The organism is Erwinia sp. ErVv1 (genome assembly GCF_900068895.1).
Taxonomy (GTDB): domain Bacteria; phylum Pseudomonadota; class Gammaproteobacteria; order Enterobacterales; family Enterobacteriaceae; genus Erwinia.
Map to the genome: position 1 here is coordinate 246,698 of NZ_CDPK01000005.1, position 25,361 is coordinate 272,058.

Annotated in this window: 30 protein-coding genes, 1 other RNA gene and 1 other annotated feature; of the genes, 18 read left to right on the plus strand and 13 right to left on the minus strand. The window is 54.4% G+C overall.

The window, feature by feature from the left end; all coding sequences use genetic code 11:
* Positions 1-29: 29 nt before the first annotated feature.
* Positions 30-1,319: an ammonium transporter AmtB gene (gene amtB, locus A1830_RS09875; protein WP_067705572.1), complete on the plus strand. Its 1,290-nt coding sequence runs from the start codon at positions 30-32 to the stop codon at positions 1,317-1,319.
* 76 nt (positions 1,320-1,395) lie between these two features.
* Here amtB and tesB read toward each other — a convergent pair whose 3' ends face one another.
* A complete protein-coding gene (tesB, locus tag A1830_RS09880; protein ID WP_067705280.1) occupies positions 1,396-2,259 on the minus strand; it encodes an acyl-CoA thioesterase II in 864 nt (287 codons plus the stop codon).
* 211 nt (positions 2,260-2,470) lie between these two features.
* On the opposite strand from tesB, the gene A1830_RS09885 reads away from it, so the two are divergent.
* Positions 2,471-3,028 (plus strand): YbaY family lipoprotein, encoded by a 558-nt coding sequence (locus tag A1830_RS09885; RefSeq protein ID WP_067705282.1) that lies wholly within the window; start codon positions 2,471-2,473, stop codon positions 3,026-3,028.
* A gap of 26 nt (positions 3,029-3,054) precedes the next feature.
* On the opposite strand, the gene A1830_RS09890 is transcribed toward A1830_RS09885, so the two are convergent.
* Positions 3,055-3,366 (minus strand): MGMT family protein, encoded by a 312-nt coding sequence (locus A1830_RS09890; protein WP_067705283.1) that lies wholly within the window; start codon positions 3,364-3,366, stop codon positions 3,055-3,057.
* 155 nt (positions 3,367-3,521) lie between these two features.
* On the opposite strand from A1830_RS09890, the gene ffs reads away from it, so the two are divergent.
* Positions 3,522-3,618, plus strand: an RNA gene (ffs, locus tag A1830_RS09895) — signal recognition particle sRNA small type.
* A 62-nt stretch (positions 3,619-3,680) separates the two neighbouring features.
* Here the strand turns inward: ffs and A1830_RS09900 are convergent.
* From A1830_RS09900 to A1830_RS09910, 3 genes are all read right to left on the minus strand, one after another.
* The gene (locus tag A1830_RS09900) at positions 3,681-3,899 is read right to left on the minus strand and encodes an HHA domain-containing protein (RefSeq protein WP_067705285.1); all 219 of its coding nucleotides are present in this window, start codon (positions 3,897-3,899) and stop codon (positions 3,681-3,683) included.
* A gap of 29 nt (positions 3,900-3,928) precedes the next feature.
* The gene (gene tomB, locus A1830_RS09905) at positions 3,929-4,309 is read right to left on the minus strand and encodes an Hha toxicity modulator TomB (protein WP_067705573.1); all 381 of its coding nucleotides are present in this window, start codon (positions 4,307-4,309) and stop codon (positions 3,929-3,931) included.
* 148 nt (positions 4,310-4,457) lie between these two features.
* Entirely contained in the window at positions 4,458-4,811 is a 354-nt protein-coding gene (locus A1830_RS09910; RefSeq protein WP_067705287.1) for a hypothetical protein, read from the minus strand.
* 283 nt (positions 4,812-5,094) lie between these two features.
* Here A1830_RS09910 and A1830_RS23700 point away from each other — a divergent pair, with 283 nt between their 5' ends.
* Genes A1830_RS23700 through A1830_RS09925 form a run of 4 tightly spaced genes read left to right on the plus strand, consistent with a single transcriptional unit; the run spans position 5,095 to position 7,656 of the window.
* Entirely contained in the window at positions 5,095-5,223 is a 129-nt protein-coding gene (locus A1830_RS23700) for a hypothetical protein (RefSeq protein ID WP_255362074.1), read from the plus strand.
* Positions 5,223-5,906: a metal ABC transporter ATP-binding protein gene (locus A1830_RS09915; RefSeq protein ID WP_067705577.1), complete on the plus strand. Its 684-nt coding sequence runs from the start codon at positions 5,223-5,225 to the stop codon at positions 5,904-5,906. Before A1830_RS23700 ends, A1830_RS09915 begins: the two co-directional genes overlap by 1 nt.
* Positions 5,906-6,781: a metal ABC transporter permease gene (locus A1830_RS09920; RefSeq protein WP_369815701.1), complete on the plus strand. Its 876-nt coding sequence runs from the start codon at positions 5,906-5,908 to the stop codon at positions 6,779-6,781. Before A1830_RS09915 ends, A1830_RS09920 begins: the two co-directional genes overlap by 1 nt.
* Positions 6,778-7,656: a metal ABC transporter substrate-binding protein gene (locus A1830_RS09925; protein ID WP_067705289.1), complete on the plus strand. Its 879-nt coding sequence runs from the start codon at positions 6,778-6,780 to the stop codon at positions 7,654-7,656. The genes A1830_RS09920 and A1830_RS09925 overlap by 4 nt, the downstream gene beginning before the upstream one ends.
* Before the next feature lie 90 nt (positions 7,657-7,746).
* Here the strand turns inward: A1830_RS09925 and ykgO are convergent, their stop codons facing one another.
* The 4 genes from ykgO to A1830_RS09940 all read right to left on the minus strand — a co-directional run bounded on the left by ykgO (position 7,747) and on the right by A1830_RS09940 (position 12,755).
* On the minus strand, positions 7,747-7,887 hold the full coding sequence (gene ykgO / locus A1830_RS21395; protein ID WP_073980990.1) for a type B 50S ribosomal protein L36: 141 nt from the start codon (positions 7,885-7,887) through the stop codon (positions 7,747-7,749).
* 9 nt (positions 7,888-7,896) lie between these two features.
* Complete coding sequence (locus A1830_RS09930) at positions 7,897-8,154, minus strand: type B 50S ribosomal protein L31 (RefSeq protein ID WP_067705291.1); 258 nt, start codon at positions 8,152-8,154, stop codon at positions 7,897-7,899.
* Positions 8,155-8,403: 249 nt separating this feature from the next.
* Positions 8,404-11,556 (minus strand): multidrug efflux RND transporter permease subunit AcrB, encoded by a 3,153-nt coding sequence (locus A1830_RS09935; protein WP_067705293.1) that lies wholly within the window; start codon positions 11,554-11,556, stop codon positions 8,404-8,406.
* Positions 11,557-11,573: 17 nt separating this feature from the next.
* On the minus strand, positions 11,574-12,755 hold the full coding sequence (locus A1830_RS09940) for an efflux RND transporter periplasmic adaptor subunit (protein WP_067705295.1): 1,182 nt from the start codon (positions 12,753-12,755) through the stop codon (positions 11,574-11,576).
* A 140-nt stretch (positions 12,756-12,895) separates the two neighbouring features.
* Here A1830_RS09940 and acrR point away from each other — a divergent pair, with 140 nt between their 5' ends.
* Positions 12,896-13,546: a multidrug efflux transporter transcriptional repressor AcrR gene (acrR, locus tag A1830_RS09945; RefSeq protein ID WP_067705296.1), complete on the plus strand. Its 651-nt coding sequence runs from the start codon at positions 12,896-12,898 to the stop codon at positions 13,544-13,546.
* Here acrR and rsmS read toward each other — a convergent pair.
* From rsmS to priC, 3 genes are read right to left on the minus strand one after another with little or no spacing between them, the layout of a single operon-like run.
* Positions 13,543-13,692: a pleiotropic regulatory protein RsmS gene (gene rsmS, locus A1830_RS21400; protein ID WP_073980991.1), complete on the minus strand. Its 150-nt coding sequence runs from the start codon at positions 13,690-13,692 to the stop codon at positions 13,543-13,545. The two genes, acrR and rsmS, sit on opposite strands and share 4 nt — an antisense overlap.
* A 28-nt stretch (positions 13,693-13,720) precedes the next feature.
* Positions 13,721-13,966, minus strand: coding sequence for a GlsB/YeaQ/YmgE family stress response membrane protein (locus A1830_RS09950; RefSeq protein ID WP_067705299.1), 246 nt, complete (start codon positions 13,964-13,966; stop codon positions 13,721-13,723).
* Positions 13,967-14,026: 60 nt separating this feature from the next.
* Positions 14,027-14,557, minus strand: a complete 531-nt coding sequence (priC, locus tag A1830_RS09955; protein WP_067705301.1) for a primosomal replication protein PriC — start codon at positions 14,555-14,557, stop codon at positions 14,027-14,029.
* A 331-nt stretch (positions 14,558-14,888) separates the two neighbouring features.
* Here priC and apt point away from each other — a divergent pair, with 331 nt between their 5' ends.
* The 5 genes from apt (at position 14,889) to htpG (ending at position 20,511) form a co-directional block, all read left to right on the plus strand.
* Entirely contained in the window at positions 14,889-15,440 is a 552-nt protein-coding gene (gene apt / locus A1830_RS09960; protein WP_067705302.1) for an adenine phosphoribosyltransferase, read from the plus strand.
* A gap of 82 nt (positions 15,441-15,522) precedes the next feature.
* Positions 15,523-17,550, plus strand: a complete 2,028-nt coding sequence (gene dnaX, locus A1830_RS09965; protein WP_067705303.1) for a DNA polymerase III subunit gamma/tau — start codon at positions 15,523-15,525, stop codon at positions 17,548-17,550.
* Positions 16,892-16,953 (plus strand) — a sequence feature (DnaX frameshifting element). (Overlaps the previous gene by 62 nt.)
* A gap of 53 nt (positions 17,551-17,603) precedes the next feature.
* On the plus strand, positions 17,604-17,933 hold the full coding sequence (locus A1830_RS09970) for a YbaB/EbfC family nucleoid-associated protein (protein ID WP_067705305.1): 330 nt from the start codon (positions 17,604-17,606) through the stop codon (positions 17,931-17,933).
* Positions 17,933-18,538: a recombination mediator RecR gene (recR, locus tag A1830_RS09975; RefSeq protein WP_067705306.1), complete on the plus strand. Its 606-nt coding sequence runs from the start codon at positions 17,933-17,935 to the stop codon at positions 18,536-18,538. Before A1830_RS09970 ends, recR begins: the two co-directional genes overlap by 1 nt.
* 104 nt (positions 18,539-18,642) lie before the next feature.
* Positions 18,643-20,511, plus strand: coding sequence for a molecular chaperone HtpG (gene htpG, locus A1830_RS09980; RefSeq protein WP_197473319.1), 1,869 nt, complete (start codon positions 18,643-18,645; stop codon positions 20,509-20,511).
* An 81-nt stretch (positions 20,512-20,592) separates the two neighbouring features.
* Here the strand turns inward: htpG and A1830_RS09985 are convergent, their stop codons facing one another.
* Complete coding sequence (locus tag A1830_RS09985; RefSeq protein ID WP_067705309.1) at positions 20,593-21,468, minus strand: LysR substrate-binding domain-containing protein; 876 nt, start codon at positions 21,466-21,468, stop codon at positions 20,593-20,595.
* 203 nt (positions 21,469-21,671) lie between these two features.
* Here A1830_RS09985 and A1830_RS09990 point away from each other — a divergent pair, with 203 nt between their 5' ends.
* The 5 genes from A1830_RS09990 to adk all read left to right on the plus strand — a co-directional run bounded on the left by A1830_RS09990 (position 21,672) and on the right by adk (position 25,344).
* Positions 21,672-22,379, plus strand: a complete 708-nt coding sequence (locus A1830_RS09990) for a hypothetical protein (protein ID WP_067705310.1) — start codon at positions 21,672-21,674, stop codon at positions 22,377-22,379.
* 55 nt (positions 22,380-22,434) lie between these two features.
* Positions 22,435-22,833, plus strand: a complete 399-nt coding sequence (locus tag A1830_RS09995) for an NUDIX hydrolase (protein ID WP_067705312.1) — start codon at positions 22,435-22,437, stop codon at positions 22,831-22,833.
* Complete coding sequence (locus tag A1830_RS10000) at positions 22,833-23,708, plus strand: DUF6024 family protein (protein ID WP_067705314.1); 876 nt, start codon at positions 22,833-22,835, stop codon at positions 23,706-23,708. Before A1830_RS09995 ends, A1830_RS10000 begins: the two co-directional genes overlap by 1 nt.
* Positions 23,705-24,607: a DMT family transporter gene (locus A1830_RS10005; protein ID WP_067705316.1), complete on the plus strand. Its 903-nt coding sequence runs from the start codon at positions 23,705-23,707 to the stop codon at positions 24,605-24,607. Before A1830_RS10000 ends, A1830_RS10005 begins: the two co-directional genes overlap by 4 nt.
* A 92-nt stretch (positions 24,608-24,699) precedes the next feature.
* A complete protein-coding gene (gene adk / locus A1830_RS10010) occupies positions 24,700-25,344 on the plus strand; it encodes an adenylate kinase (RefSeq protein WP_067705318.1) in 645 nt (214 codons plus the stop codon).
* The last annotated feature ends 17 nt before the right edge of the window (positions 25,345-25,361 follow it).

The window sequence follows — 25,361 nt, forward strand, 5'->3', positions numbered from 1 at the left end:
GGCTAAGAATTGTGATGGGATGGGATAAAATGAATAAAAAAATTGCTAAATTGGGCCTCGCAGGCCTGGCAATGTTACCGTCGCTGGCGATGGCAGCAGCGCCACCGGTCGCGGATAAAGCCGATAACGCCTTTATGATGATTTGCACCGCGCTGGTGCTTTTTATGACCTTACCCGGTATTGCACTGTTTTACGGTGGTCTGATCCGCGCCAAAAATGTGCTCTCCATGCTGACACAGGTTTCTGTCACTTTCGCCATGGTCTGCGTACTGTGGATGATTTACGGCTACTCTCTCGCCTTTAGCGACGGTAATGCTTTCTTCGGCGGTTTCAGCATGGCGATGCTGAAAAACATTCAGCTCACGTCGCTGGTGGGCACTTTCTATCAGTATATCCACGTCTCTTTCCAGGCATCTTTCGCCTGCATCACCGTGGGACTGATTGTCGGTTCAATTGCAGAACGCATCCGCTTCTCTGCCGTGCTGATTTTTGTCGCTATCTGGCTGACCTTCTCTTATTTACCTATCGCCCATATGGTCTGGTCCGGTGGCCTGCTGGCGCAGGATGGAGCACTGGATTTCGCGGGTGGCACCGTGGTGCATATCAATGCCGCAGTGGCGGGACTGGTAGGCGCTTACCTCGTGGGCAAACGCGCGGGCTTTGGTAAAGAGGCATTCAAACCGCATAACCTGCCCATGGTTTTCACCGGTACGGCAATCCTTTATGTGGGCTGGTTCGGCTTTAATGCGGGCTCGGCCAGCGCGGCAAACGAAATTGCGGGTCTGGCATTCCTGAACACCGTGATGGCGACAGCGGGTGCGATGCTTAGCTGGACGTTCGGCGAGTGGGCCCTTCGCGGCAAACCTTCTTTACTGGGCGTCTGTTCCGGTGCCATTGGTGGTCTGGTCGCGATCACGCCTGCCTGTGGTTACGTTGGGGTCGGCGGTGCTCTGATTATTGGTATCGCGGGTGGTCTGGCGGGCCTCTGGGGCGTGACCGTCCTGAAGAAATGGCTGCGCGTTGACGACCCCTGTGATGTGTTCGGCGTCCATGGCGTTTGCGGGATTCTGGGCTGTATCCTGACCGGCGTATTTGCCTCCTCCTCACTGGGTGGCGTAGGTTACGCTCAGGGCGTGACCATGGGGCATCAGATTGGCGTTCAGTTATTCAGCGTTGGCGTGACCATCGTCTGGACTGGCGTAGTCGCCTTTATCGCCTTCAAAGTGGCGGATATGACGGTTGGGCTGCGCGTACCAGAAGATCAGGAGCGTGAAGGTCTGGACGTTAACAGCCATGGTGAAAACGCTTATAACCAGTAAGCCTAAAGCACGAGATTGACAACAGCCAACGGCTCCCGGTAAGTGGGAGCCGTTTTTTTACGAAAACAAATCAGTTTCAGGCCTGGCGAAGACGCATAACGCCTTCCTGAACGGTCGATGCCACCAGCGTGCCGTCAAGGGTATAAAATTCTCCACGAACAAAACCCCTGGCCCCGGATGCCGAGGTACTTTCAACGCTGTACAACAGCCACTGATTTAAATCGAACGGGCGGTGAAACCACATTGAATGGTCGATGGTGGCAACCTGCATGCCTGGCTCAAGAAACCCTTTCCCATGCGGCTGAAGAGCAACCGGCAGAAAGTTGAAGTCGGACGCGTACCCTAGCAGATACTGATGGATCCGCTTCTCTTCCGGCACGTTGCCGTTAGCTTTTATCCAGACGTAGCGGCGGGGTTCCTCTACGTGCCCCTTAAGGGGGTTATGGAAGCTGACCGGACGGAACTCAAAGGGCTTTTCCGCCAGAAACTTCTCTCTCAACTTTTCGGGGATAAAAGGTGCGAGCTGTGCTGCAATTTCACTCTCACTGGCTAAATTTTCCGGCCCGGGGACATCTGGCATGGTCTTCTGGTGCTCAAATCCGCTTTCAGGTGCCTGGAAAGAGGCGGTCATAAAAAATATAGGCTGACCGTTTTGCACGGCGCTGACGCGGCGAGCGCTAAAACTCTGCCCATCGCGCAGCGTTTCTACCTCATAGACGATGGCTTTCTGGCTGTCGCCCGGTCTGAGAAAATAGCTGTGGAAGGAGTGGATAACGCGTTCGGCGGGTACCGTCTGCTTGGCGGCACAGAGAGCCTGACCCACAACCTGCCCGCCAAATACCTGACGAAGCCCCAAATCTTCGCTCTGACCCCGAAACAGCCCTTCTTCGAGCTTCTCGAGATGAAGCAGATTCAATAAATTTTGTAATGCCTGGCTCATTATGGCCTCTCTGTGGTGTTTTTTTAGTTTTTCATTCGGAGTCGTCAGCGCAGCATGCAGGCTAACAATCAACATAAAAGGCGGTTAAACGGCAGTAACAGGAAAAAATCAGTAACTTGTGCCAGAATAAACTCAACGGGTTAGTGTTGCACTACTCCCGGTGACTCACCGAGATCACGCTATTAACATTGATCATAAGGAGAATAAGTCAATGAAAGTTTTACCAATATTAACGGGCGCCGCACTGGCTGTCGCATTATCCGGATGCGCTCAAAAAGGTCACGATGTGCCTACCGCGACGCTGGCATCACAGGTAGCCGGTCAGCAGGCTACTCTTCGCCAGCCCAACGTCAGCGGTAGCATCTACATCCGCCAACGCATTGCATTACCGCCGGATGCCGTTTTAACGGTAACGCTCTCTGATGCGACCGTGGCTGATGCTCCTTCGAAAGTTATTTCACAGCGCGTCGTTCGCACGGATGGAAAACAGGCACCGTTCAAATTTATCCTGCCGTTTAACCCGTCTGATATAAAGCCTGACGCGCGTATCCTGCTCAGCGCCGCCATTACTGTTAATGGCAAGATGATGTTTATCACCGATAGCGTCAAGCAGGCGGTTAATACCGGTGGTCATAAACAGGATTTGGTATTGGTTCCGGTTCCGTCCATGGCTCTGCCAACACAGAGCGGGGCGGCGACAACCCTGCCGTCGACATCTCCAACGCAGGTTAGTCCTTCATCTTCCGTACCCGCACCGACCTCACTGTAACGTTTTCCCGCCTCTTTTGGGGCGGGTTATTCTATCCAGCGATAACGCCGTAGCGAAACTTTTCCCTCACGACTGACTTCTACTCCGTCGCGCAAGAGTGCATCGCGCTGACGCGTGAGATCCTCACCCGTCTGCGAAATTGCGCCCATGCTATTGATGACGCGAAACCAGGGGAGGGTGCTCCCTTCCGGCAGGCGTTTAAGCACGCCGCCAACCTGGCGCGCAGCGCGTGGGGAGCCAGCCATACGGGCGATATCACCATAGGTGGCAACTTTACCTGTCGGTATTGCAGCAACAATCTGCCAAATGCGCTGTGGGAATGAATCTTGCTCATGCATATTTTTGCCCTCTCAGCGGAACTGTAATAAAAATTGGGCAAAAATTGAAGGGATCGAACAAGAAAACAACGGTCACCGCGCGATAGGTTGCAATTGAGGAGGGGTTCATTGATAATGCCCTCGCTCCATAACATGGAGCTTGTCAATGGGGGCCCGGTTGGTTCTCCCGCAATGCTAACTTGTGAACTCGGTCAGATCCGGAAGGAAGCAGCCGCAGCAGGTGACGCGTGTGCCGGGATGTAGCTGGCAGGGCCCCCACCCAATTCCCCCTCCAGCTTTTCTTAACTCGCTACTTTTAATCGTATAATTTTGATTTAACGAACGAATTTCCATACCGCGACCGGGACTTTATCGTAGAGTTTATTCATTGTCAGTTCGGCAAGACGATGATCGGCAGCGGAATAAAATACGGCCAGCTCGTTTTCAGATAATTCGTATTTATTCTTTTCTATTACACGCTCAAGGGTGTCGATTGACCGACAGCGCCTCAGGCGCATCAAATAATCAGTTTTGGTTAGAAGTTTGTCTGTCATTGTTAAACCGTTGAAAAAATAATGGGTTGCTAAAATGAATGGCTTGCCTGCGAGACGACCTGAGCACATTCCTCTATGAAAATATTAAACAAACGCTTCGCTGTTTTTTGCCAGCGCTGTAAATCCTGAACGTTGATTCCGTAATTACTAAAGAGCATGAACGTATCATCCAGGTATTCATCTACCTGACTTATGAGTTCATCATCTTCAATATGTTTAATTTTGTAATTCATGGTGAATCCGGCAATATGCTCGATCAAATCGTTAAGCTGCAAATTGATTGCCGAAGTAGGATCATTAACCCATCCATGATGGCTATCACCTAATGTAGCCATGCTTTCATCATACAAGTTTTCACACAAGAATTTAAGCTGGGCGATATCATGCCTTTTTGGTGAGTATTCGTCCATCTTTTTCCCCTCCATAGCTAGTGAAAGATGCCGCATGTGCGGGCTTTTCAGCGAGTTGTGTGCCAGGAAGTGATAAGGGTTATCTCGTTATTAACCCCTGCTAAAATATAACGTAGATAATATGTCTTTTTAATAACAGTTTTGTAAATCAAAATTCGTCTGCGGCTGTTGCTGGTTCAGTATCAATAAAATCAAAAACGAGCGCATCGCCTGTGTGATGAAAATTGACCGTTTCGCTTAGGGTTTCCTCAGCATCAATATCGAGGCAGGCGTTGAACAGGGACCAACGAAAACTATAGGCCATCTTATAACGTGATTCACCTAAATATTCTATAGAAATAATTTTGATACTCTCGGGAACATATTGGGCATTTTGTGAATACCAAATCAATGATCCTGTAAGTTCATCCGCTATTTTGGGAATAATCCGCTGAATAACCTCAGCCAATGCCGCCGGGTTACCCTCAGTTTTTTCTAAATTACATGAGATGGTTTTGCGCACTTTTTCCCCATGAGTTAATTAATGCTTATAGAGATAATTAGTCTTAAGAGGCTATTAATCAAGCCCCTAAACAGTGCTGTTAACTATCTTGATGATTTGGCTATTATTTATCTTAGTAGATAAAACCATTTACTGCGATAGATAAAAGTCGGAAGTTGAGTTTTTTTTATATAACCGCCCATGCCTCAGCCCTATTTTGGAAATAATTAGATACATTTTGCCGATATCTTCTTAAATAAAAAATCCGGTATATTGTTATGTTATAACATAACTAAAGGGTGTCATGGTGAGTTCAAACTTCACTCTGTCGCAGCATGCGACACTTTTTTGCCGCTCGTCCGGGCTGCGCCTGATGCTTGCCGCAGGGCTGGCATTTATTCTGCTGCTACTCACCGGGTGGGCGTTGGCCTGATGATTACCTTCAAACAGCTTACCGTGGGCTATCAGGGCAGGGCGGTCACCCCGGCGTTGGATGGCACCTTGTTGACGGGCTCAATGACTGCCCTGGTTGGCGCTAATGGTTCCGGAAAATCAACCTTACTGAAAACGCTGGCCGGTTTATTGCACCCGGTCAGCGGGTCACTCAGTCTGCCTCGTTCATCCGTCAATATCGCCTGGCTGCCGCAGCAGTCTGAAATTGACCGCAGTTTTCCCATAAGCCTGTTCGATCTGGTGGCGATGGGATGTTGGAAAAAATGCGGTTGGTTCGGTGGTATAGATAAGGCCATGCGGCGAAGCGTTATGTCAGCGCTGGAAAAGGTCGATATGCTCGACTTTGCCTTCGCTCAGCCAGGCACGCTCTCCGGTGGGCAGCTGCAGCGTGTGCTTTTCGCGCGTTTATTAGTGCAGGAGGCCAGCCTGCTGCTGCTTGATGAACCCTTCACAGGCATTGATAGTCAGACAACCCAACAGCTGCTATCGCTGCTCAAAGAGCGCCACGAAGCAGGCTGTACGCTGATTGTCGTTCTCCATGATATGGCAACGGTGGAGAACTATTTTCCACAGCGTATACGCCTGCAGGAGCATCATGCCGAATGGTCCGTTTCCGATAGCGTGCTGTCCCGGCAGCATTCCCCGCGTTCTTTGGGGGCGTAATGATCCTGTCCGTAATGCATCCCTTTATTGAATTTGGTTTTATGCGTCGCGCGCTGGTGGCCTGCATTGCGCTTTCGCTCAGTGCCACGCCACTGGGAATATTTCTTCTGTTACGCAGAATGAGCCTGGTGGGCGACGCACTCTCCCATGCCGTTTTACCCGGTGCAGCAATTGGCTATCTGATTTCCGGACTGTCTCTGGTCGCAATGGGCACCGGCGGGGTGATTGCCGGATTATCCGTTGCGCTGCTATCAGGGGCGGTGAGCCGCTACACCCCGCTGCGGGAGGATGCCAGCTTTGCCGGATTTTACCTCGGATCGCTGGCGCTGGGCGTTACCCTCGTTTCGCTGCGCGGATCCAGCGTCGATCTGCTGCATGTCCTCTTTGGCTCCCTGTTAGCCGTAGATAATCCCTCCATTATGTTGGTGAGCGGTATCGCCGTCGGGTCATTGCTGATACTCGCAATAATTTACCGCCCGCTGGTCATTGATGCCTTTGATCCCACTTTTTTGCGCGCTCAAAACCGCTGGGCCGCTCCGCTGGTACACGGCATTTTTCTGATACTGGTCGTTATCAATCTGGTCGCGGGATTCCAGGTGCTGGGCACCCTGATGTGCGTGGGGCTGATGATGCTCCCTGCTGCTGCCGCCCGTTTCTGGAGCCTGACGCTACCGGGCACGATTTTGGCAGCGATGATCCTGGCCGTTGCGGCCAGTTTTAGCGGCCTGATGGGGTCATTTTACCTCTCTCTGCCCGCGGGGCCGGCGGTCGTGCTCAGCGCGGCCATGCTGTTTTTTATCTCAATTCTTTTGGGACCCTGCGGCGGCCTCTTCCGTTCGCACGGTCGTTTTTCTGGTGGTAAGGAGAAAGCATGAAAAAGTTACCCGTCGCGCTGGCGCTGGCATCATTACTGGTCGCGCCCCTGGCTATGGCTAAAACCGTCAACACGGTAGCCAGTTTTTCAGTACTGGCTGATATCGTGAAGCAGGTGGGAGGCTCTCACGTCAACGTTAAAAGTCTGGTGGGTCCGGATGGCGATCCGCATAGTTTTGAACCCACGCCCCAGGATAGTCAGGCGCTGGCTAAAGCCGATGTTGTATTTGTCAGCGGCCTGGGCCTGGAAGGGTGGATGGATCGCCTTGTTAAGGCATCAGGCTATAAAGGGGAGGTGATCGTCAGCTCTGAAGGGATCGCCACGCGCTCAATGGAGGAGGAGGGGAGAGCCATAACCGATCCCCATGCCTGGAATAGCATGAAGAACGGCGTGGTTTATGCCACTAACGTAATGAACGCGCTGATCAAAGCCGATCCGGCTGATGCGGATTATTTTCGTCAGCAGGGATCGGCCTATATTGCGCAGCTTAAGAAACTGGACCGCTGGGCACAATCCAGCTTCGCGGCCATTCCTCTGGAAAAACGCAAGGTGCTGACCAGTCACGATGCCTTTGGCTACTTCGGCCAGCGCTACGGCGTGAGCTTTATGTCCCCTGTTGGTTTCTCAACCGAGTCTGAGGCCAGCGCATCTGATGTCGCGGCGCTTATTACCCAGCTCAAAAGCGAGCATATCCACACCTATTTTATTGAAAATCAGACGGATCCTCGTCTGGTTAAGCAGATCGCTGCCTCCTCAGGCGCTCAGCCCGGTGGGGAACTCTACCCGGAAGCGCTAACCCGCAAAGGGGGAGACGCGGCAACCTATACCGCGGCGTTTACGCATAATGTCAATGTCATGGTCGCCAGCATGAAATAACGAAGATAAGGGCGCTGATGTGAGCTGAGCAAGCGTCAGCGCCAAAAAAAACGGGCCATCAATTAATGGCCCGTTTTTTATAAGCGGAGATTAGCGTTTCTTTTTTCTTCCCTGTACTGCCTTAAAGCGTGGATTGCTTTTACAGATGACGTAAATCCGCCCCTTACGACGCACCACCCGGCAATCCTTGTGGCGTTTTTTAGCTGAAGCCAGTGAGCTTAAAACCTGCATGATGCGACCTTACTGAGTTTTAGAAAAAAAACGGCCAAAACGCTCATTAAACCGATGCGCGCTGCCCTCTTTGGCAAAATCTTTCTGCTTGCCGGTATAGTGCGGATGAGAGGCTGAAGAGGTATCCAGCGGCACATAAGGCCAGGTTTTGCCATCCCGCTCCACGGTACGGTCAGTTTTAATCGTCGAGCCCACCATAAACCAGGCATCGGCGCTGGTGTCATGGAACGCGACGGTGCGGTAGGCCGGATGAATATTCGATTTCATAAAGTGCATCCTTTTTGATATGTTATAACATAACACCAATTATGCCCCCACCTTTACGTAAATGCAAGTGCAGCCGGAGGGAAGACCAGCGGAGGAAAGGACGTCAGCGCTCAGGGTGCTGGAACAGAGTGGGTGTAAAGATGGAGATGTTCAGCGAGGATGAATGAGGCAGGGAGTTGAAGTCGCGGGGGAGTCATTCCAAAAAAAAGAGGCCGCGGGCGGCCTCTTTTATGTTTCGTTCAGGAAAGATTAGTGCTGATGCTGGTCATCGGGATGACCGTGCTCAAGCTCTTCTTTGTTTTTACTGAAGCGGCGGCGGACCACCACAAAGAATACCGGAACAAAGAAGATGGCAAGAATAGTAGCGGTCACCATCCCGCCCATCACGCCAGTCCCTACCGCATTCTGCGCACCGGAACCTGCACCGGTGCTGATAGCCAGCGGCAGTACGCCGAGAATAAAGGCCAGAGAGGTCATAAGAATCGGACGAAGACGCATACGTACCGCCTCAAGCGTAGATTCAACCAGCCCTTTGCCCTCTTTCTCCATCAGATCCTTAGCAAACTCAACAATCAGTATGGCGTTCTTCGCTGACAGGCCAATGGTTGTTAACAGCCCTACCACGAAGTAAACGTCGTTACTGAGCCCGCGCAGCGCGGTGAAGAGTAGCGCCCCGATAACACCTAATGGCACTACCAGCATAACGGAGAACGGAATTGACCAGCTCTCATACAGCGCCGCGAGGCAGAGGAATACCACGATCAGCGAGATAGCGTAGAGTGCGGGTGCCTGGTTACCGGATAAGCGTTCCTGATAGGACATACCGGTCCAGTCAAAGCCAATGCCCTGCGGCAGCTTCGAGGCCAGCTGTTCCATCAGATTCATCGCTTCACCCGAACTTTTGCCTTCCGCTGCCTGACCAAGGATCTCCATTGACGGCAGCCCGTTGTAACGTTCCAGACGCGGTGAACCATACTGCCATTTTGCACTGGCGAAGGCTGAGAATGGCACCATCTGGCCGTTAGAGCCGCGGACGTACCACTTATTGATATCATCCGGAAGCATACGGGAATCGGCCTGGCCCATCACATACACTTTCTTCACGCGGCCACGGTCAATAAAGTCATTGACGTAGGAACCGCCCCAGGAGGCACCGATGGTGGTGTTGATATCAGAAATCGATACGCCAAGGGCTTCGGCTTTCTCCTGATCGATCATCAGCTTGTACTGTGGCGTATCTTCCAGACCGTTTGGACGAACACCCACCAGCGTATCCGAATGCTGGGCAACCATGCCTAACAGCTGATTACGGGCCTTGGTCAGTGCATCGTGTCCAAGGTTAGCCTGATCGATAAGCTCAAAGTCAAAGCCCGTTGCGTTACCCAGTTCGATAATCGCTGGCAGGTTGAACGGAATGACCATGGCATCTTTGATGGCGCCGAAGGCCTGCATCGCACGGCCCGCGATACCATCAACTTTGTTTGCCGCACCGCTACGATCGTCCCAGGGTTTGAGACTGACGAAGGCAATACCGGTATTCTGTCCGCGACCCGCAAAGCCGAAGCCGTTAACGGTAAAGACCGAATTAACGTTAGCCTTCTCTTTGGTCAGGAAGTAGTCAGTCACCTGATCGAGCACTTTTTGCGTACGCTCCTGCGTTGCGCCAGCAGGTAGCTGTGCCTGCGCCAGCAGCAGCCCCTGATCTTCTTCCGGCAGGAAGGAGGTCGGTAGCTTAACGAAGATCACCGCCATCAGAGCCACAATCGCCAGATAGATCAGCAGATAGCGGCCCGTGCTGCGGATGATATGGCCTACGCTGTTGGTATAGTGATCGGTGCTCTTTTCAAACATGCGGTTAAACCAACCAAAGAAGCCGGTCGTGATACCGTGATCGCCCTTTTTGATAGGTTTTAGCATGGTGGCGCAGAGTGCTGGCGTCAGTACCAGTGCAACAATAACTGACAGCACCATTGCCGATACGATGGTGATAGAGAACTGACGATAGATAACGCCGGTTGAACCGCCAAAGAATGCCATCGGAATAAATACCGCCGACAGGACCATGGCGATACCGACCAGCGCGCCCTGGATCTGCTCCATCGACTTACGGGTCGCTTCCTTCGGCGGCAGGCCCTCTTCGGCCATAACACGCTCGACGTTCTCTACCACCACGATGGCATCATCGACCAGCAGGCCTATCGCCAGCACCATCCCAAACATCGTTAGCGTGTTTATGGAATAGCCAAAAGCATTGATAATCGCGAACGTACCCAGCAGAACGACCGGCACCGCAATCGTCGGGATCAGCGTTGCGCGGAAATTTTGCAGGAACAGGTACATCACGATAAACACCAGCACAATCGCCTCAATCAGGGTTTTCACCACTTCATTGATGGAGATTTTAACAAACGGCGTTGTATCGTAAGGGTAAACCACCTTCATCCCTGCCGGGAAGAAAGGCTCCAGTTTGCCCAGCTCTGCTTTTACCGCGGCGGCGGTATCCAGTGCGTTAGCGCCGGTCGCCAGCTTGATACCGATACCGGAGGCCGGTTTACCGTTATAGCGTGCGATGATCTCGTAGTTTTCACCCCCCAGCTCAATTTTCGCCACGTCCCTGAGCAGTACGCGCGACCCATCCGTATTCACCTTCAGCAGAATTTTGCCGAATTCGTCGGTTGAGGTCAGACGCGTTTGCGCGATGATTGAGGCGTTGAGCTGCTGGCCCGGTACCGGTGGTGAACCGCCTAACTGGCCGGCCGCCACCTGGGCATTTTGCGCGGTAATAGCGCTAATCACGTCCACCGGCGTCAGCTGATAGTTGTTCAGCTTGTGCGGGTCCATCCAGATACGCATTGCATACTGCGCACCAAATATCTGGGTGTCACCCACGCCCAGCGTACGGCTGATGGGGTCTTTGATGTTGGAGGCAACGTAGTCCGAAATATCGTTCTGCGTCATACTGCCGTCCTGGCTAACAAACCCGGCTACCATCAGGAAGCTGCTGGAGGATTTTTGAACCTGAATCCCCTGCTGTTGCACTTCCTGCGGGAGCAGAGGCGTAGCCAGCTGCAGTTTGTTCTGCACCTGAACCTGTGCGATATCGGGATCGGTACCTGACTGGAAGGTCAGCGTAAGCTGCAACGTACCGGATGAATCGCTGTTTGATGACATATACATCAGGCCATCAATGCCGTTCATATTTTGTTCAATTACCTGGGTAACTGAGTCCTGTAGCGTTTTAGCATCCGCACCCGGGTAAGTCGCTCGAATCTGAACTGACGGCGGCGCAACATTGGGATATTGCTCAATCGGCAGTTTTAGAATCGACAGCACGCCCGCCAACATAATAATGATGGCGATGACCCACGCAAAAATGGGGCGATCGATAAAGAACTTAGCCATGTATCAGCGGCTCCTGTTTAAGACTTAGGTTGTTCAGACTTTGCCTTGTCGGCATCATCTGTACTGACTTCCTGTGGCGTAACCTGAGCGCCAGGTTTCGCACGCTGAACGCCAGTCGTAATGACCTTATCGCCAGGTTTCAGTCCGGCAGTCACCAGCCACTTATCACCAATCGCCTGCTCGGCTGTGATCGTACGGGATTCGACTTTGTTATCTGCCCCAACGACCAGTGCGGAGGCTTCGCCGGTTGGCGTACGGGTTACGGCCTGCTGCGGAACTAACAGTGCATCAGGATTGGTGCCCTCTTCCAGACGCGCGCGAACGAACATTCCTGGCAGTAAGCTCTCATCAGGATTCGGGAAAACCGCGCGCAGCGTAATGGAACCGGTGCTCTCATCGACGGTAACCTCAGAAAATTCTAATGTTCCGCTCTGCGGATATTCTTTACCATCCTGCGTTAACAGTTTGACCTTAGCCTTACCGTCAACCTGCTTTAACGTGCCCGATCTCAGCTCGTTACGCAGGCGCATAAAGTCTTCACTGGACTGGGTAACATCAACATAGATGGGATCGAGCTGCTGCACCGTTGCCAGCGCGGTCGTTTGTCCACTCTGCACCAGTGCGCCTTCCGTTACGGAAGATTTACCAATGCGCCCGCTGATAGGAGAGGTGACACGCGTATACGCCAGATTGATGCGTGCGGTTTCGACATTCGCCTGTGCCGCCTGAACGGCTGCCGATGTCTGACCCTGGGTGGCCATCGCCTGATCGTAATCCTGCTGGCTGATGTATTTGGTGCCCAGCAACGGCTTATAGCGTTTCACCGTTACTGCGGCAATATTCGCATTGGCCTGAGCCTGAGCCAAATCGCCTTTTGCACTGTCCCATGCGGCTTTATAAGGTGCAGGATCAATCTGGTAGAGAGATTCCCCCGCCTTAATATCCGTACCTTCAGCAAAGTTGCGCTTCAAAATGATGCCTGAAACCTGTGGGCGAACTTCAGCAACACGGAACGACGAGGTACGACCGGGAAGATCGGTAGTAATGGTGAGCGGGGAACTTTTCAGCGTCACCACACCGACTTCAGGTGGTTTCTGTTGTCCAGTCTGCTGCTCTTTGTTATCACATCCTGTTAGCACTAAGCTGCCTGAAAGCATCAGAACGGCCGCCAGAGGCGTTAACCCTCTGTTTTTGTTCATAAATAAACCTCGAGTGTCCGATATCGATTGTTCAATGGATCACAAACCCATAAACCCATTGCTGCGTTTAAATTATGGTCGTGCTATGGTACATACATTCGCAAATGTATGTAAGTCCACCTTTTTGTAAAAAACTCCCTATGGCACGAAAAACCAAACAGCAGGCGTTAGAAACGCGAAATCACATCCTTGATGCGGCTATAGAAAGATTTTCCGAGCACGGTGTGTCTAAAACGTCACTGGCCGATATTGCGAATACAGCAGGGGTGACGCGTGGTGCAATTTACTGGCATTTCAAAAACAAAAGCGATTTGCTGAATGAGATTTGGGCCCAGTCCGAATCAGGCCTGAAAGACTTAGAACATGAGTATCAGTTAAAACATCCTTCTGATCCACTATCCGTTATGAAAGCGATGCTAACGTATGTCCTTGAAGCCACAGCCCGGGACAGGCGAAGACGTTCGCTTATGGAAATAATTTTCCACAAATGCGAATTTGTCGGCGAAATGGCGACTTTGCAGTTTATACAACGGACGCTGTTTCTGGAATGCTACGAAAAAATTGAAGATGTCCTGCGGGAGTGTATGGCAGCGGGGCAGTTGCCGGTGAATCTTGATACCCGCCGCACCGCGATTGTGCTACGCGGTTATATGACGGGGATCATGGAGAACTGGCTGTTTATGCCTGACAGCTTCGATATGGCGGCCGATGCGCCACAGTTGATCGACGTCCTGATTGATATGATGCAGCACGGCCAGACGCTTCGCGTGCCGCAGATGCAACCCGTTTAATCGCCAGGGACCAGCTTTTTTTCAAAATCCCGCTGTACAATCGCCAGCGCGGCCAGCACCGTTTGTGGCGCAATATTGTTCTCCTCCAGCAGCATAATTAAATCCACGGCCAGCCTGACCTCTTCGGGAGCGGTTTCCAGCGACATCGTTATCTCCTTAATCTCAACCTTCAGGTTATATGCGCAGCTTTCTTACGACCAGCAGCATGACAAGTGCGCCAGCCAGCGCTGCAAGCAGCCCCTCAGGCGACAGTTCCGCCAGCATCGCATCATTTAAGAAAGCGCTTATATAGCCGCCAATCAGCGCGCCTACGACGGTAAGCACCAGGGCGGGGACCCGGCCGCCGGGGCGGCCATGCAAAACGATACGTGAGGCAAGGCCGGTCAGCAGCCCGATGATAATCCAGCAGAGAAGCCCCATCCTTACTCTCCAGTCAGAAATTTAACACAGTATATACGACACAGACGAACCGGTAGCCGCCTAGCGTTCCCGAAACTCAATCGCCCGCTCGATTCGCTTCAGTGCCTGCAGGCAGCGCTGCAATCTGCCCTCCAGCGCGGCGATCTCGCGCTGCAGGGTTTGCTGCTGGGCCAGGGTTTCACGCGTCGCAAGCTGGCTTTCACGATCCGCTATCATGGCGCGCAGGCGGCGCTCATAGTCCTGGTGCTCCGCCAGCTTCTCATAAAGGTTTACGCTGACGGGTTCCTTTTGCGCTTCACCCTTGCGCAGGCGCTGGGTAGCCAGCTCGCGCTGGAGTGCACCCATTTGCAGTACGATCCGCTCGGCCATCCAGGCGACGCTATCGGTGCGGCGATCATCGACGCTCTGCCTCAGCTGCGCGAGGCTTTGCCGGACTTCCAGCAGATAATCTCCCAGCCGGGTGGTATGACAATAAAACAGCTGGTGGTCAAAGCGGGCGCTGGGGGTGCGTTTATTCGCATGGGGTGCCACAGCCTGGGCCAGAAGGTCGAGTTTTTCTTCCAGCTGTTGCAGCAGAAGGGCACTTTTCATCTTGATTCTCTCCGGTGAGCGCATCGTTATGATACCCTCATTTCAGGGGCTTCCCGCTTCAGTCTTCTATTCTACCGATTATTGTCGTCCAGGGCTGTTACTTCGCAGGATGACATGGTGTTCTCCCCGCGGCGACGTGCAGCGGCGGTTGATACCGCGCAACAAATGCCGTGATTTTTCTTACCATGGTTGCATTTGTCCGGGAGTTTGCATAGATTTGGTCGTTTTCGTGCGCGGCTTCCCCCTGACGTTATCGTTTTGCTCTGCGAAGGTCTTCGCAAGAGCAGCCGGAGCTGCGCGAGTCAGATTTGTATTTACCAGGCATAACACTATGACCGCGACTGCGCAGCAGCTTGAATTTCTTAAAAACAGTATCAAAAGTATCCCGGATTACCCTAAGCCGGGCATCCTGTTTCGTGACGTAACCAGCCTGCTGGAAGATCCTAAAGCGTTCGCACTCAGTATTGAACTGTTCGTTGAACGCTATCGTGATGCAGGTATTACCAAAGTTGTGGGTACGGAAGCCCGGGGTTTCCTGTTTGGCGCGCCGGTGGCCTTAGGGCTGGGCGTTGGCTTTGTTCCGGTGCGTAAACCCGGCAAGCTGCCGCGTAAAACCTTCGCTGAAACCTACGAGCTGGAGTACGGCAGCGATCGGCTGGAACTGCACTGCGATGCGATTCAGCCCGGCGATACCGTGCTGGTGGTGGACGATCTGCTGGCAACCGGCGGCACCATTGAGGCAACGGTTAAGCTGATCCGCCGCGCGGGCGGCACGGTTAATCAGGCCGCATTTGTGATCAATCTTTTTGACCTGAGCGGTGAAGAGCGCCTGAAAGCTCAGGGCATCGAATCGTTCAGCCTCGTGAAGTTCCCGGGACACTGATCCCTTCTGCGTTCAGCCTCGCCGTCAGGGTGGGGCTGTGATAGCATTACCCTCCGGTCCACCCAACACATTCTGCGAATTAATGAGCTATCAGGTACTGGCCCGCAAGTGGCGTCCACAAGCGTTTACTGATGTTGTCGGTCAGGAGCATGTCCTGACAGCGCTGGCGAATGGCCTGTCGCTCGGCCGCATCCATCACGCCTATCTTTTTTCCGGCACCCGAGGGGTCGGAAAGACCACGATTGCCCGTCTGCTCGCCAAGGGGCTGAACTGCGAAACTGGCATCACCGCCACCCCCTGCGGGCAGTGCGATAACTGCCGTGAAATCGAACAGGGGCGCTTTGTCGATCTGATCGAGATTGATGCCGCCTCGCGTACCAAAGTCGAGGATACGCGCGATCTGCTGGATAACGTGCAGTACGCCCCGGCGCGCGGTCGTTTTAAAGTCTATCTGATTGACGAAGTCCATATGCTCTCCCGTCACAGCTTTAACGCGCTGTTGAAAACGCTGGAAGAGCCGCCGGGCCACGTAAAATTTCTGCTGGCGACCACCGATCCGCAAAAGCTGCCGGTGACCATCCTCTCCCGCTGCCTTCAGTTCCACCTGAAGGCGCTGGATGTTGAGCAGATCCGTGGGCAGCTAGAGCATGTCCTGCACGAGGAGCAGGTTGACGCGGAGGCGCGTTCGCTCCAGCTTATTGCCCGCGCGGCTGACGGCAGCATGCGTGATGCCCTCAGTCTGACCGACCAGGCTATCGCTATGGGGCAGGGGCAGGTGACCACCGCTACCGTCAGCGCCATGCTGGGTACGCTGGACGACGAGCAGCCGCTGGCGCTGATTGAAGCCCTGGTGGATGCGCAGGGTGAGCAGTTGATGTCGCTGCTCAACCAGGCGGCCTCGCGTGGCGTGGAGTGGGAAGCGCTGCTGGTGGAAATGCTGACGCTTCTGCATCGCGTTGCGATGATTCAGCTTCTGCCCTCGGCGCTGGGCGACGATTTTGCCGCTGTCGAACAGCGCTTGAGGGAGCTGGCCCGCGTTATCCCCCCGGCGGAGGTTCAGCTTTATTACCAGACGCTGCTGGTTGGGCGCAAAGAGCTGCCGCTGGCGCCGGATCGTCGGATGGGCGTCGAGATGACGCTGCTCAGGGCACTGGCATTCCACCCCCGCGAGGTGATCGCCGAGCCGGTGGCTCGCCCGGTGATGACGCCACAGGCCCAGCCTGCGGCCGTTCAGTCCGATCCGGTACGGGCACCTGGCGGTATTGCGCCGCCGCATACGGTGCAGCCGGGTAACGCTTCCGGCGGGTCGCCCCCGGCGCAGCAAAATGCTGCGCCGGGGGCGGCACCCGCTGAGGCCAGCCCACCTGCGCCGACGCAGCAGGATGCCCCTCCCGCCTCGCTGCCTGAAAGTACCAGTCAGCTGCTACAGGCGCGTACCCAGCTGATGCGTCAGCAGGGAGTAACCAAATTAAAAAAGAGTGAGCCGGCGGCGCTAAGTGCGCGGCCGGCAGCTTCAGCGCTGGAGCGACTGGCTTCCGTTACCGAGCGGGGTCAGAAGCGGTCAGCCGCTGCAGCGCCGTCCGCCCCGGTAAAAAAAGAGGCCTATCGCTGGAAAACGCAAAAGCCGGACGAGGCTAAACCGGCCCCGGTAGCTACGCCAAAAGCGCTGCGTACCGCGCTGGAGCATGAGAAAACGCCCGAACTGATGGCCAGGCTGGCGGCTGAATCGCTGCTGCGCGATGCGTGGGCGGCAGAAGTGGCGACCCTGACCCTGCCAAAGCTGGTACAGCAGCTGGCGCTGAACGCCTGGAAAGAGGTCAGCGAAAGCGGCATCTGCCTGCATCTGCGGTCCAGCCAGCGCCATCTGAATTCACCCGCAGCGCAGCAGGTGCTGAGTGAAGCGATGAGTCAGGCGGCGGGTCAGCCGGTTGAACTTACACTCGTAGAAGACGATAATCCTGCGGTGTTAACGCCGCTGGAGTGGCGTCAGGCGATTTATGAAGAGAAGCTGGCGCAGGCGCGCCAGTCGATTAGCACGGATAATCATATTCAGACCCTGCGTCAGTTTTTTGACGCCGATGTGGATGAAGAGAGTATTCGCCCCCTTTGAAACGCTGCATCACTGCTCTGGCATGATTGCGGCCCGATCCGAGAGAGAAAACTATGTTTGGAAAAGCCGGACTGGGTAACCTGATGAAACAGGCCCAGCAAATGCAGGACAAAATGGCTCATGTGCAGGAAGAGATTGCTGCCATGGAAGTAACCGGTGAGTCAGGCGCTGGCCTGGTGAAAGTCACCATCAACGGTGCGCATAACTGCCGTCGCGTTGAGGTTGATCCAAGCCTGCTGGAAGACGACAAAGATATGCTGGAAGATCTGGTGGCAGCCGCCTTCAACGATGCGGCACGTCGCGTTGCCGAAGCGCAGAAAGAAAAAATGGCGGCCGTTTCCAGTGGTATGCAGCTGCCACCTGGCTTCAAGATGCCGTTCTGATGCAGACCAGCCCGCTCCTCGAAAGCCTGATGGAGTCGCTGCGCTGCCTGCCGGGCGTTGGGCCAAAGTCGGCCCAACGCATGGCGTTCCAGCTGCTACAGCGGGACCGTAGCGGCGGCATGCGCCTGGCCCAGGCCCTGACGCGCGCCATGTCAGAGATTGGGCACTGCGCGGACTGCCGGACCTTTACCGAGCAGGACGTGTGTACCATCTGTGCAAATACCCGTCGTCAGCAAAATGGCCTGATCTGTGTGGTTGAAAGCCCGGCCGACATTCATGCCATTGAGCAAACCGGGCAGTTCGCCGGACGCTACTTTGTGCTGATGGGCCATCTTTCTCCGCTGGACGGCATTGGCCCGAACGATATCGGGCTGGATCGGCTGGAACAGCGGCTGGAAAAAGAGACGATACATGAGGTCATTCTGGCCACCAATCCGACGGTAGAAGGTGAGGCGACCGCTAACTACATCGCCGAACTGTGCGGACAGTATGGCGTTGACGCCAGCCGCATCGCCCACGGCGTACCGGTCGGTGGCGAACTGGAAATGGTGGATGGCACCACGCTGTCACACTCCCTTGCCGGACGCCATAAGATTAGATTCTGACCACTCAACGGCACGATCGCCTGTGCCGTCTTGAAATCCCCAGCATTGCCCCCACCTTACTTCTCAACGTAGATCAACCTGAATCAGTTGAGGTAGAAATGACCATGAAAGGACAAGAGACGCGTGGCTTCCAGTCAGAGGTAAAACAGCTTCTGCACCTGATGATCCATTCCCTCTATTCAAATAAAGAAATTTTCCTGCGGGAGCTGATTTCCAACGCCTCCGATGCTGCCGACAAGCTGCGCTTTCGTGCGCTGTCCGTGCCGGATCTCTATGAAGGCGACGGTGAACTTCGCGTACGGGTTTCGGTTGATAAGGAAAACCGGACGCTGACGCTGAGTGACAACGGCATCGGTATGAGCCGGGACGAAGTCATTGAGAACCTGGGGACGATTGCCAAATCCGGCACCAAATCCTTCCTCGAGTCGTTGGGATCGGACCAGGCAAAAGACAGCCAGCTGATCGGTCAGTTCGGCGTTGGGTTCTACTCGGCCTTTATCGTTGCCGACAAGGTGACGGTTCGCACGCGTGCCGCCGGCGCCAGCGCCGACCAGGGCGTATTCTGGGAATCAGCGGGTGAGGGCGAATATACCCTTGCTGATATCACCAAAGAGGATCGGGGAACGGAGATCACCCTGCATCTGCGCGAAGGTGAAGATGAGTTCCTGGATGCCTGGCGCGTGCGCAGCATCATCAGCAAGTATTCCGATCATATTGCGCTGCCCGTTGAGATCGAAACCCATAACGAGGAAGAGAACACCACCGCCTGGGAGAAGATCAACAAGGCGCAGGCGCTGTGGACGCGCAATAAGGCCGACATCAGCGACGAAGAGTATAAAGAGTTCTATAAGCACGTCTCGCATGACTTCGCCGACCCGCTGACCTGGAGCCATAACCGCGTTGAGGGCAAGCAGGAGTACACCAGCCTGCTCTATATCCCGACCCAGGCCCCCTGGGATATGTGGAATCGTGACCACAAGCATGGCCTGAAGCTGTACGTCCAGCGTGTGTTTATCATGGACGACGCTGAGCAGTTTATGCCGAACTATCTGCGCTTCGTGCGCGGTCTGATAGATTCCAGCGATCTGCCGCTGAACGTCTCCCGTGAAATTTTGCAGGATAGCCGCATCACTCAGAACCTGCGAAATGCGCTGAGCAAACGTGCGCTGCAGATGCTGGAAAAAGTCGCGAAGGATGATGAAGAGAAGTACCAGCAGTTCTGGCAGCAGTTCGGACTGGCCCTGAAAGAGGGGCCGGCAGAGGACAACGCAAACGCGGAAACCATTGCTAAACTGCTGCGTTTTGCCTCTACCAGCAGCGAAGGCCCGGCGCAGACCGTGTCGCTGGAAGACTACGTTAGCCGCATGGTCGAAGGGCAGGAAAAAATTTACTACATCACCGCTGACAGCTATGCCGCAGCGAAAAGCAGCCCGCACCTTGAGCTGTTCCGTAAGAAAGGTATCGAAGTCCTGCTGCTCTCTGACCGTATTGATGAGTGGATGATGAGCTACCTGACTGAATTTGATGGTAAATCATTCCAGTCCGTCAGTAAGGCAGATGATGAGCTAAGCAAGCTGGCCGACGAAGAGAGCGAAGAGCAGAAAGAGGCCGAAAAGGCGCTGGAACCCTTCGTTGAACGCGTGAAGACGCTGCTTGGCGACCGCGTGAAGGAAGTGCGTCTGACGCATCGCCTGACCGATACGCCAGCCATTGTCACCACCGAAGCCAATGACATGAGTACCCAGATGGCGAAACTGTTTGCGGCAGCGGGGCAGGCAGTGCCGGAAGTGAAGTATCTGTTTGAGCTGAACCCGGATCACGCGCTGGTTAAGCGCGCGGCCGATACCGAGGATGAGGCCCGCTTTGGCGAATGGGTTGAGCTGCTGCTGGATCAGGCGATGTTTGCCGAGCGCGGTACGCTGGACGATCCGAACCAGTTTATTCGCCGTATGAATCAGCTGCTGTTGGCGTAAACCTTAGCGCTACAGCATCCTGCTCACAGGCCCCGCCCGCAATCGCTGGCGGGGCCTTATTGTTTGTGGGCTGCCTTATCATCATCCGACGCTGGCCGCCTCCTCCAGCAGCCAGCGACGAAACAGTTTTATCTCCCGCTCCTCAATACGCGACGCCTTTACCATCATCCAGGTTGCCCGGTCGACTTCTGCGAACCCCAATGGCGCTATCAGGGTGCCTTCACGGATCTCTTTACGCACCAGAATCTGCGGCGTCATGATGATCCCCAGCCCGTTTCGCGCGGCCTGAATGGCCAGCGTCAGATTATCAAAATGCCTTCCCGCCCAGAAATCCCCCTTTGCGCCGGTTTTTTTTGCCCATTCTGCCCAGGCGTGCAGCTTGGTATCGGCATGCAGCAGGGAAAGGGTGGAAAAGTCCGTTTCATAGGTGAGATTCCGGGCGACCCCGGGCGCACAAACCGGGCCAATATAATCAACGGTAATCAGCGTGGCGGCGATGTCATCCTGTACCGGCTGCTCATGGCTGAGGATCAGCACGTCAGACTGCTCGCTTCTGACGCGCTCGATATCAACATGCGTTTGAAAAGTCAGGGCTATATCGCTATGAAGTGCCGAGAAACGGCTGATGCGCGGGATAAGCCACTGGGCCAGAAAGCTGGGGGCGCAGGAGACGGTCAGGCTGTTGATATTGCGGGCGCGAATTTTCTCACAGGTGGTCTCAATTTCACGAAAGGTTTGCATGCAGCAAACCTTCAGCCGCTCGCCGTCTGAGGTGAGATGCACCCTGCCGTTAGCGCGATTAAACAGCGGTTTCCCCAGCCACTCTTCCAGCAGCTTGATCTGATGGCTTACCGCGCTGTGGGTGACGTTGAGCGACTGCGCAGCCTGGCTGAAGCTTTGATGTAGCGCTGCCGAATGAAAATAGCGCAGGGCGCGCAGGGAAGGGAGGCCAGTCATAAGTAAACCCTGTTAGTAAAACTAACAGCCAGTGTCTGTTTATATCATTTTAATGTCCAGCGCGTTTTCCATAATCTGATTTCAGAGGCGAAACGGCACAGGCTCGTTAACGCTAAGCGCCCCTTCAGGGAAGACGCATTACAGAGCGGATCCTCCTTATTCAGTCAGCGATGACGACTATCAGCCATGTGAAGGACAGGAAAATGACCATTCAGCATACAGCAAAAACACAGCTCGTCATGTTTACCGGTGGCCGGGACAGCACGCTGGCAGCATGTTATTTAATGTTACAGGGGATCCCCGTTCACCTCTGGTCAGGCAACAGCGGATGTTCACTGCACCGCGGCATTTTGTCGCATCGCGTTGAAGAGTTGAAATCCCGCTTTGGCGAGCTGGTTGTCGGTCATACCGTGGCTGATATCAGCGGTGCATTTCGCTCCATCGCCATCGAACACCTTGAAGCTGACATTCTGAAATACCGCAAAAATCTGGTTTTGCTGGGCGAAAAGCTGGCAATTCACGCGCATCTTGTCGACTTCTGCCGCCGCAATGACATCAACACCATCAATGATGGCATTACGCATTACCAGATGGAGTTCCCCGAACAGCGTCCGATCGCCAAAACCTTCCTGATGGAGATGATGGCGCAGTTTGACATCAACTATCAGTCACCCATCTATGAATTTGCGCAGTCGGCGGATGACGTAAAATATCGCCTGCTACAACTGGGGATCTCAACCAAATCGCTGGAAGGGATCAGTATTTTTGCTGACAGCTTCTCGACGCCGGGTGATGACACCATTCTCGCCTACCTGAAAGATAAAACGCCGCTGGCCCTGAATATCGTGCGCTTCCTGGCCGGAGAAACGCTGATGACACCCGTGGAGAAAACCGCCAGTGCCGCAGCCTGATCGCACATGTACCCCCGACGTAGCTGAGGGGCTACGTTCTCCCCGGGAGGCTGATATGAACGTGATCGTCAAGTGCTCGGCGGTGATTATTCATCAGCGTTCACTGCTGCTGACGCGAAAACGCGGTACGCGAATCTTTATTTCGCCCGGCGGTAAACCCGAACGAGGGGAAGACCACCTGAGCTGCCTGAAACGGGAGCTCCAGGAAGAGCTGGGCGTGCAGGTCAAGTCCTTCCGGCCCTTTGGTCTGTTTCACGGCAGGGCGGAGTTTGAATCCATGGCGATTGAGAATCACGTGTATCACGTCGAGATCGTTGGCCTGCCCCGCGCGGGTGCGGAGATAGAGGAAATTGCATGGGTTAACTACCGCCGACCGCCCTGTGAAATCGCAGTCGGTTCCATCTTTCGCGACAACGTCATGCCACTGCTTTATCAGCAAGAGTTAATCAATTAATGGATGCTTCTTCGTTATCTCCCGATCTACAAAAACGCCACGGCGAACAATTTTATAAGCGAGCGCTTATGCAGCGAGATGAATTACGGGATGAATTAACCCGCGTCTACCATCTGCAGGATTATGAGCTTTACTTCGTCCAGTCCGTGCGGGTTGGCCTGGTTATTCTGTCGCATCTTTTCTATAAGCAGGAGACGACGCTCTGTCTGGCTAAGCAGGCGCATTATCAGCCGGTCAGCGAGCTTTTCCAGCGTCCGACATCGCTCTGTACCGGGCCGGGCAATGTGCCGATTATCACCCATGTCAGCCCCTATACCGGCGAGGTCAATCCGCTAACCGATTGTAAAGGAAAGGGAGTGGTGGATGCTTCACACAGCTTCGCAACGAATCTGCACGATGAGCTGATTGCGTCGAGCTCAATCTTCGTCGCGCCGCTGCATAAGCATGCTTCGCTGACCATCGGGCTGGCGGTTATCGCGCTACGCCCTGAGCACTTCAGCACCCTATTGCGCAGTGAGCTACGGCTGTTTGAAGGAACGACGGCTTCCGCAAAACCCCTGGAAGAGGCACTGCATAACATTCGCAGCAGCGACTGGCAGCCCTATAACGTGGCACAGGTGAATAGCATTGCCCTGAAGGATGTCGCGGGCAGGCATTTCACCTCATTGAGCGATACCCGCTTGCCGTTCAGCTGTTTTGAGGTGCCACCACTGAGTGCGGCGCTGCAAAAGCAGGTCAAAGCCGCAGGTGCCAGCTACTTCCCCCATGTTAATACGCTGCGTATCTCCGGCTGGGCCAGGGGCGACGGCAGAAGGGGGATTGATGTGACCGGGCAGATAAAACAGAACCTGATTGACTTATGGGAGCAGCAATGAAACAGACCAAACCGCTTAACGGCAGCATGATCGGCATTCTGGGTGGCGTGATCCTGAGTTTTGACTCGGTGTTCATTCGGCTGATGGGCATCCAGGACTCATGGACGATTGTCATGCTGCGCGGTTTTTTTATGTGGGCGGTCTGTCTGCTGGTGTGGGCGCTGGGACGGCGGAGTCGTTCCACGCTCGGTAAGCCGTGGCTGACCCGGGAGAATGCGCTGCCAACGTTGTTTTTTGCCATTGCTTCCGCCTGTTTTGTGAACGCGCTGAATCGCGGTAACGTGGCGACGGTGCTGGTGATTATCTCCTCCACGCCGTTTGTTTCCGCGCTGATTTCCCGCTTATTCTTTCAGGTTAAGTGCGATCGCAGCGTCATGGTTGCCGCTCTGGCGGGGATTGCCGGAGTGGTCATCGTTATGTCGGGGCGTTCGGCGGGCGACTCAGCCGTAGCTAACCTCTATGCGCTGGCTACGGCGGTATCTATGGCGCTGGCGTTTATCTTTACCGCTCGGGTGGAGGGAGGGACGCTCGCGCTGCCATCGCTGGGTGCGGTCGTGGCGTCGGTGGCAATCCTGCTCTGGTCAGGCGAGGATATGTTCACTACGCTCAGAGAGCTGAGTCTGGCGCAGTATGGCTGGTCGCTGGCCGAGGGGATGCTGGTGATGCCGCTGGCGATGGGATTAATCACATTATCGACCCGCTACGTCTCACCGGCCAATGCCGGGCTGTTTCTGCTACTTGAGACGGCGCTTGCCCCGCTGTGGATGGCGATCTTTCTTGCTGAAATGCCAACCCTCCATGCGGTGGCGGGCGGGGCAATTATCGTGGTCGCGGTCATCTCGCAAACGCTGTACGCGCGGCGACAGGTCTCGTCCGCTCGCTATGCAGACGCAGGTTAACCACCGCGTTCCTTGTGGAGAAAGAGCCATAATGGTATGGTTTCAGGCTGGACAAATTTAAAATTTAAGCGATTCGCAAGGGGATTTACGCAATGCGTATTATTCTGCTCGGTGCACCGGGTGCAGGTAAGGGAACTCAGGCTCAGTTTATTATGGAGAAATACGGTATTCCGCAGATCTCTACGGGCGACATGCTGCGTGCAGCCGTTAAAGCAGGTAGCGAACTGGGTAAACAAGCCAAAGCGATCATGGACGCCGGTAAGCTGGTGACCGACGAGCTGGTTATTGCGCTGGTCAAAGAGCGTATCGCTCAGGAAGACTGCCGCAATGGTTTTCTGCTGGACGGCTTCCCGCGTACCATTCCTCAGGCGGATGCGATGAAGGATGCCGGGATCAAGGTAGACTACGTGCTGGAATTCGCGGTGCCGGACGAGCTGATCGTCGAACGCATCGTGGGCCGCCGCGTTCATGCGCCTTCTGGCCGCGTTTATCACGTTAACTTCAACCCGCCGAAGGTCGAAGGTAAAGATGATGTGACCGGCGAAGAGCTGACCACCCGTAAAGACGATCAGGAAGAGACCGTGCGCAAGCGCCTGGTTGAATACCATCAGCTTACTGCTCCACTGATTGCTTATTACAGCAAAGAGGCCGCAGCGGGCAACACCACTTATCATAAAATTGATGGCACCCGTAAGGTGACTGAAGTGCGTGACGAGCTGGCTGACATTCTCGGTTAATCCCTTCCGGGCCAGGC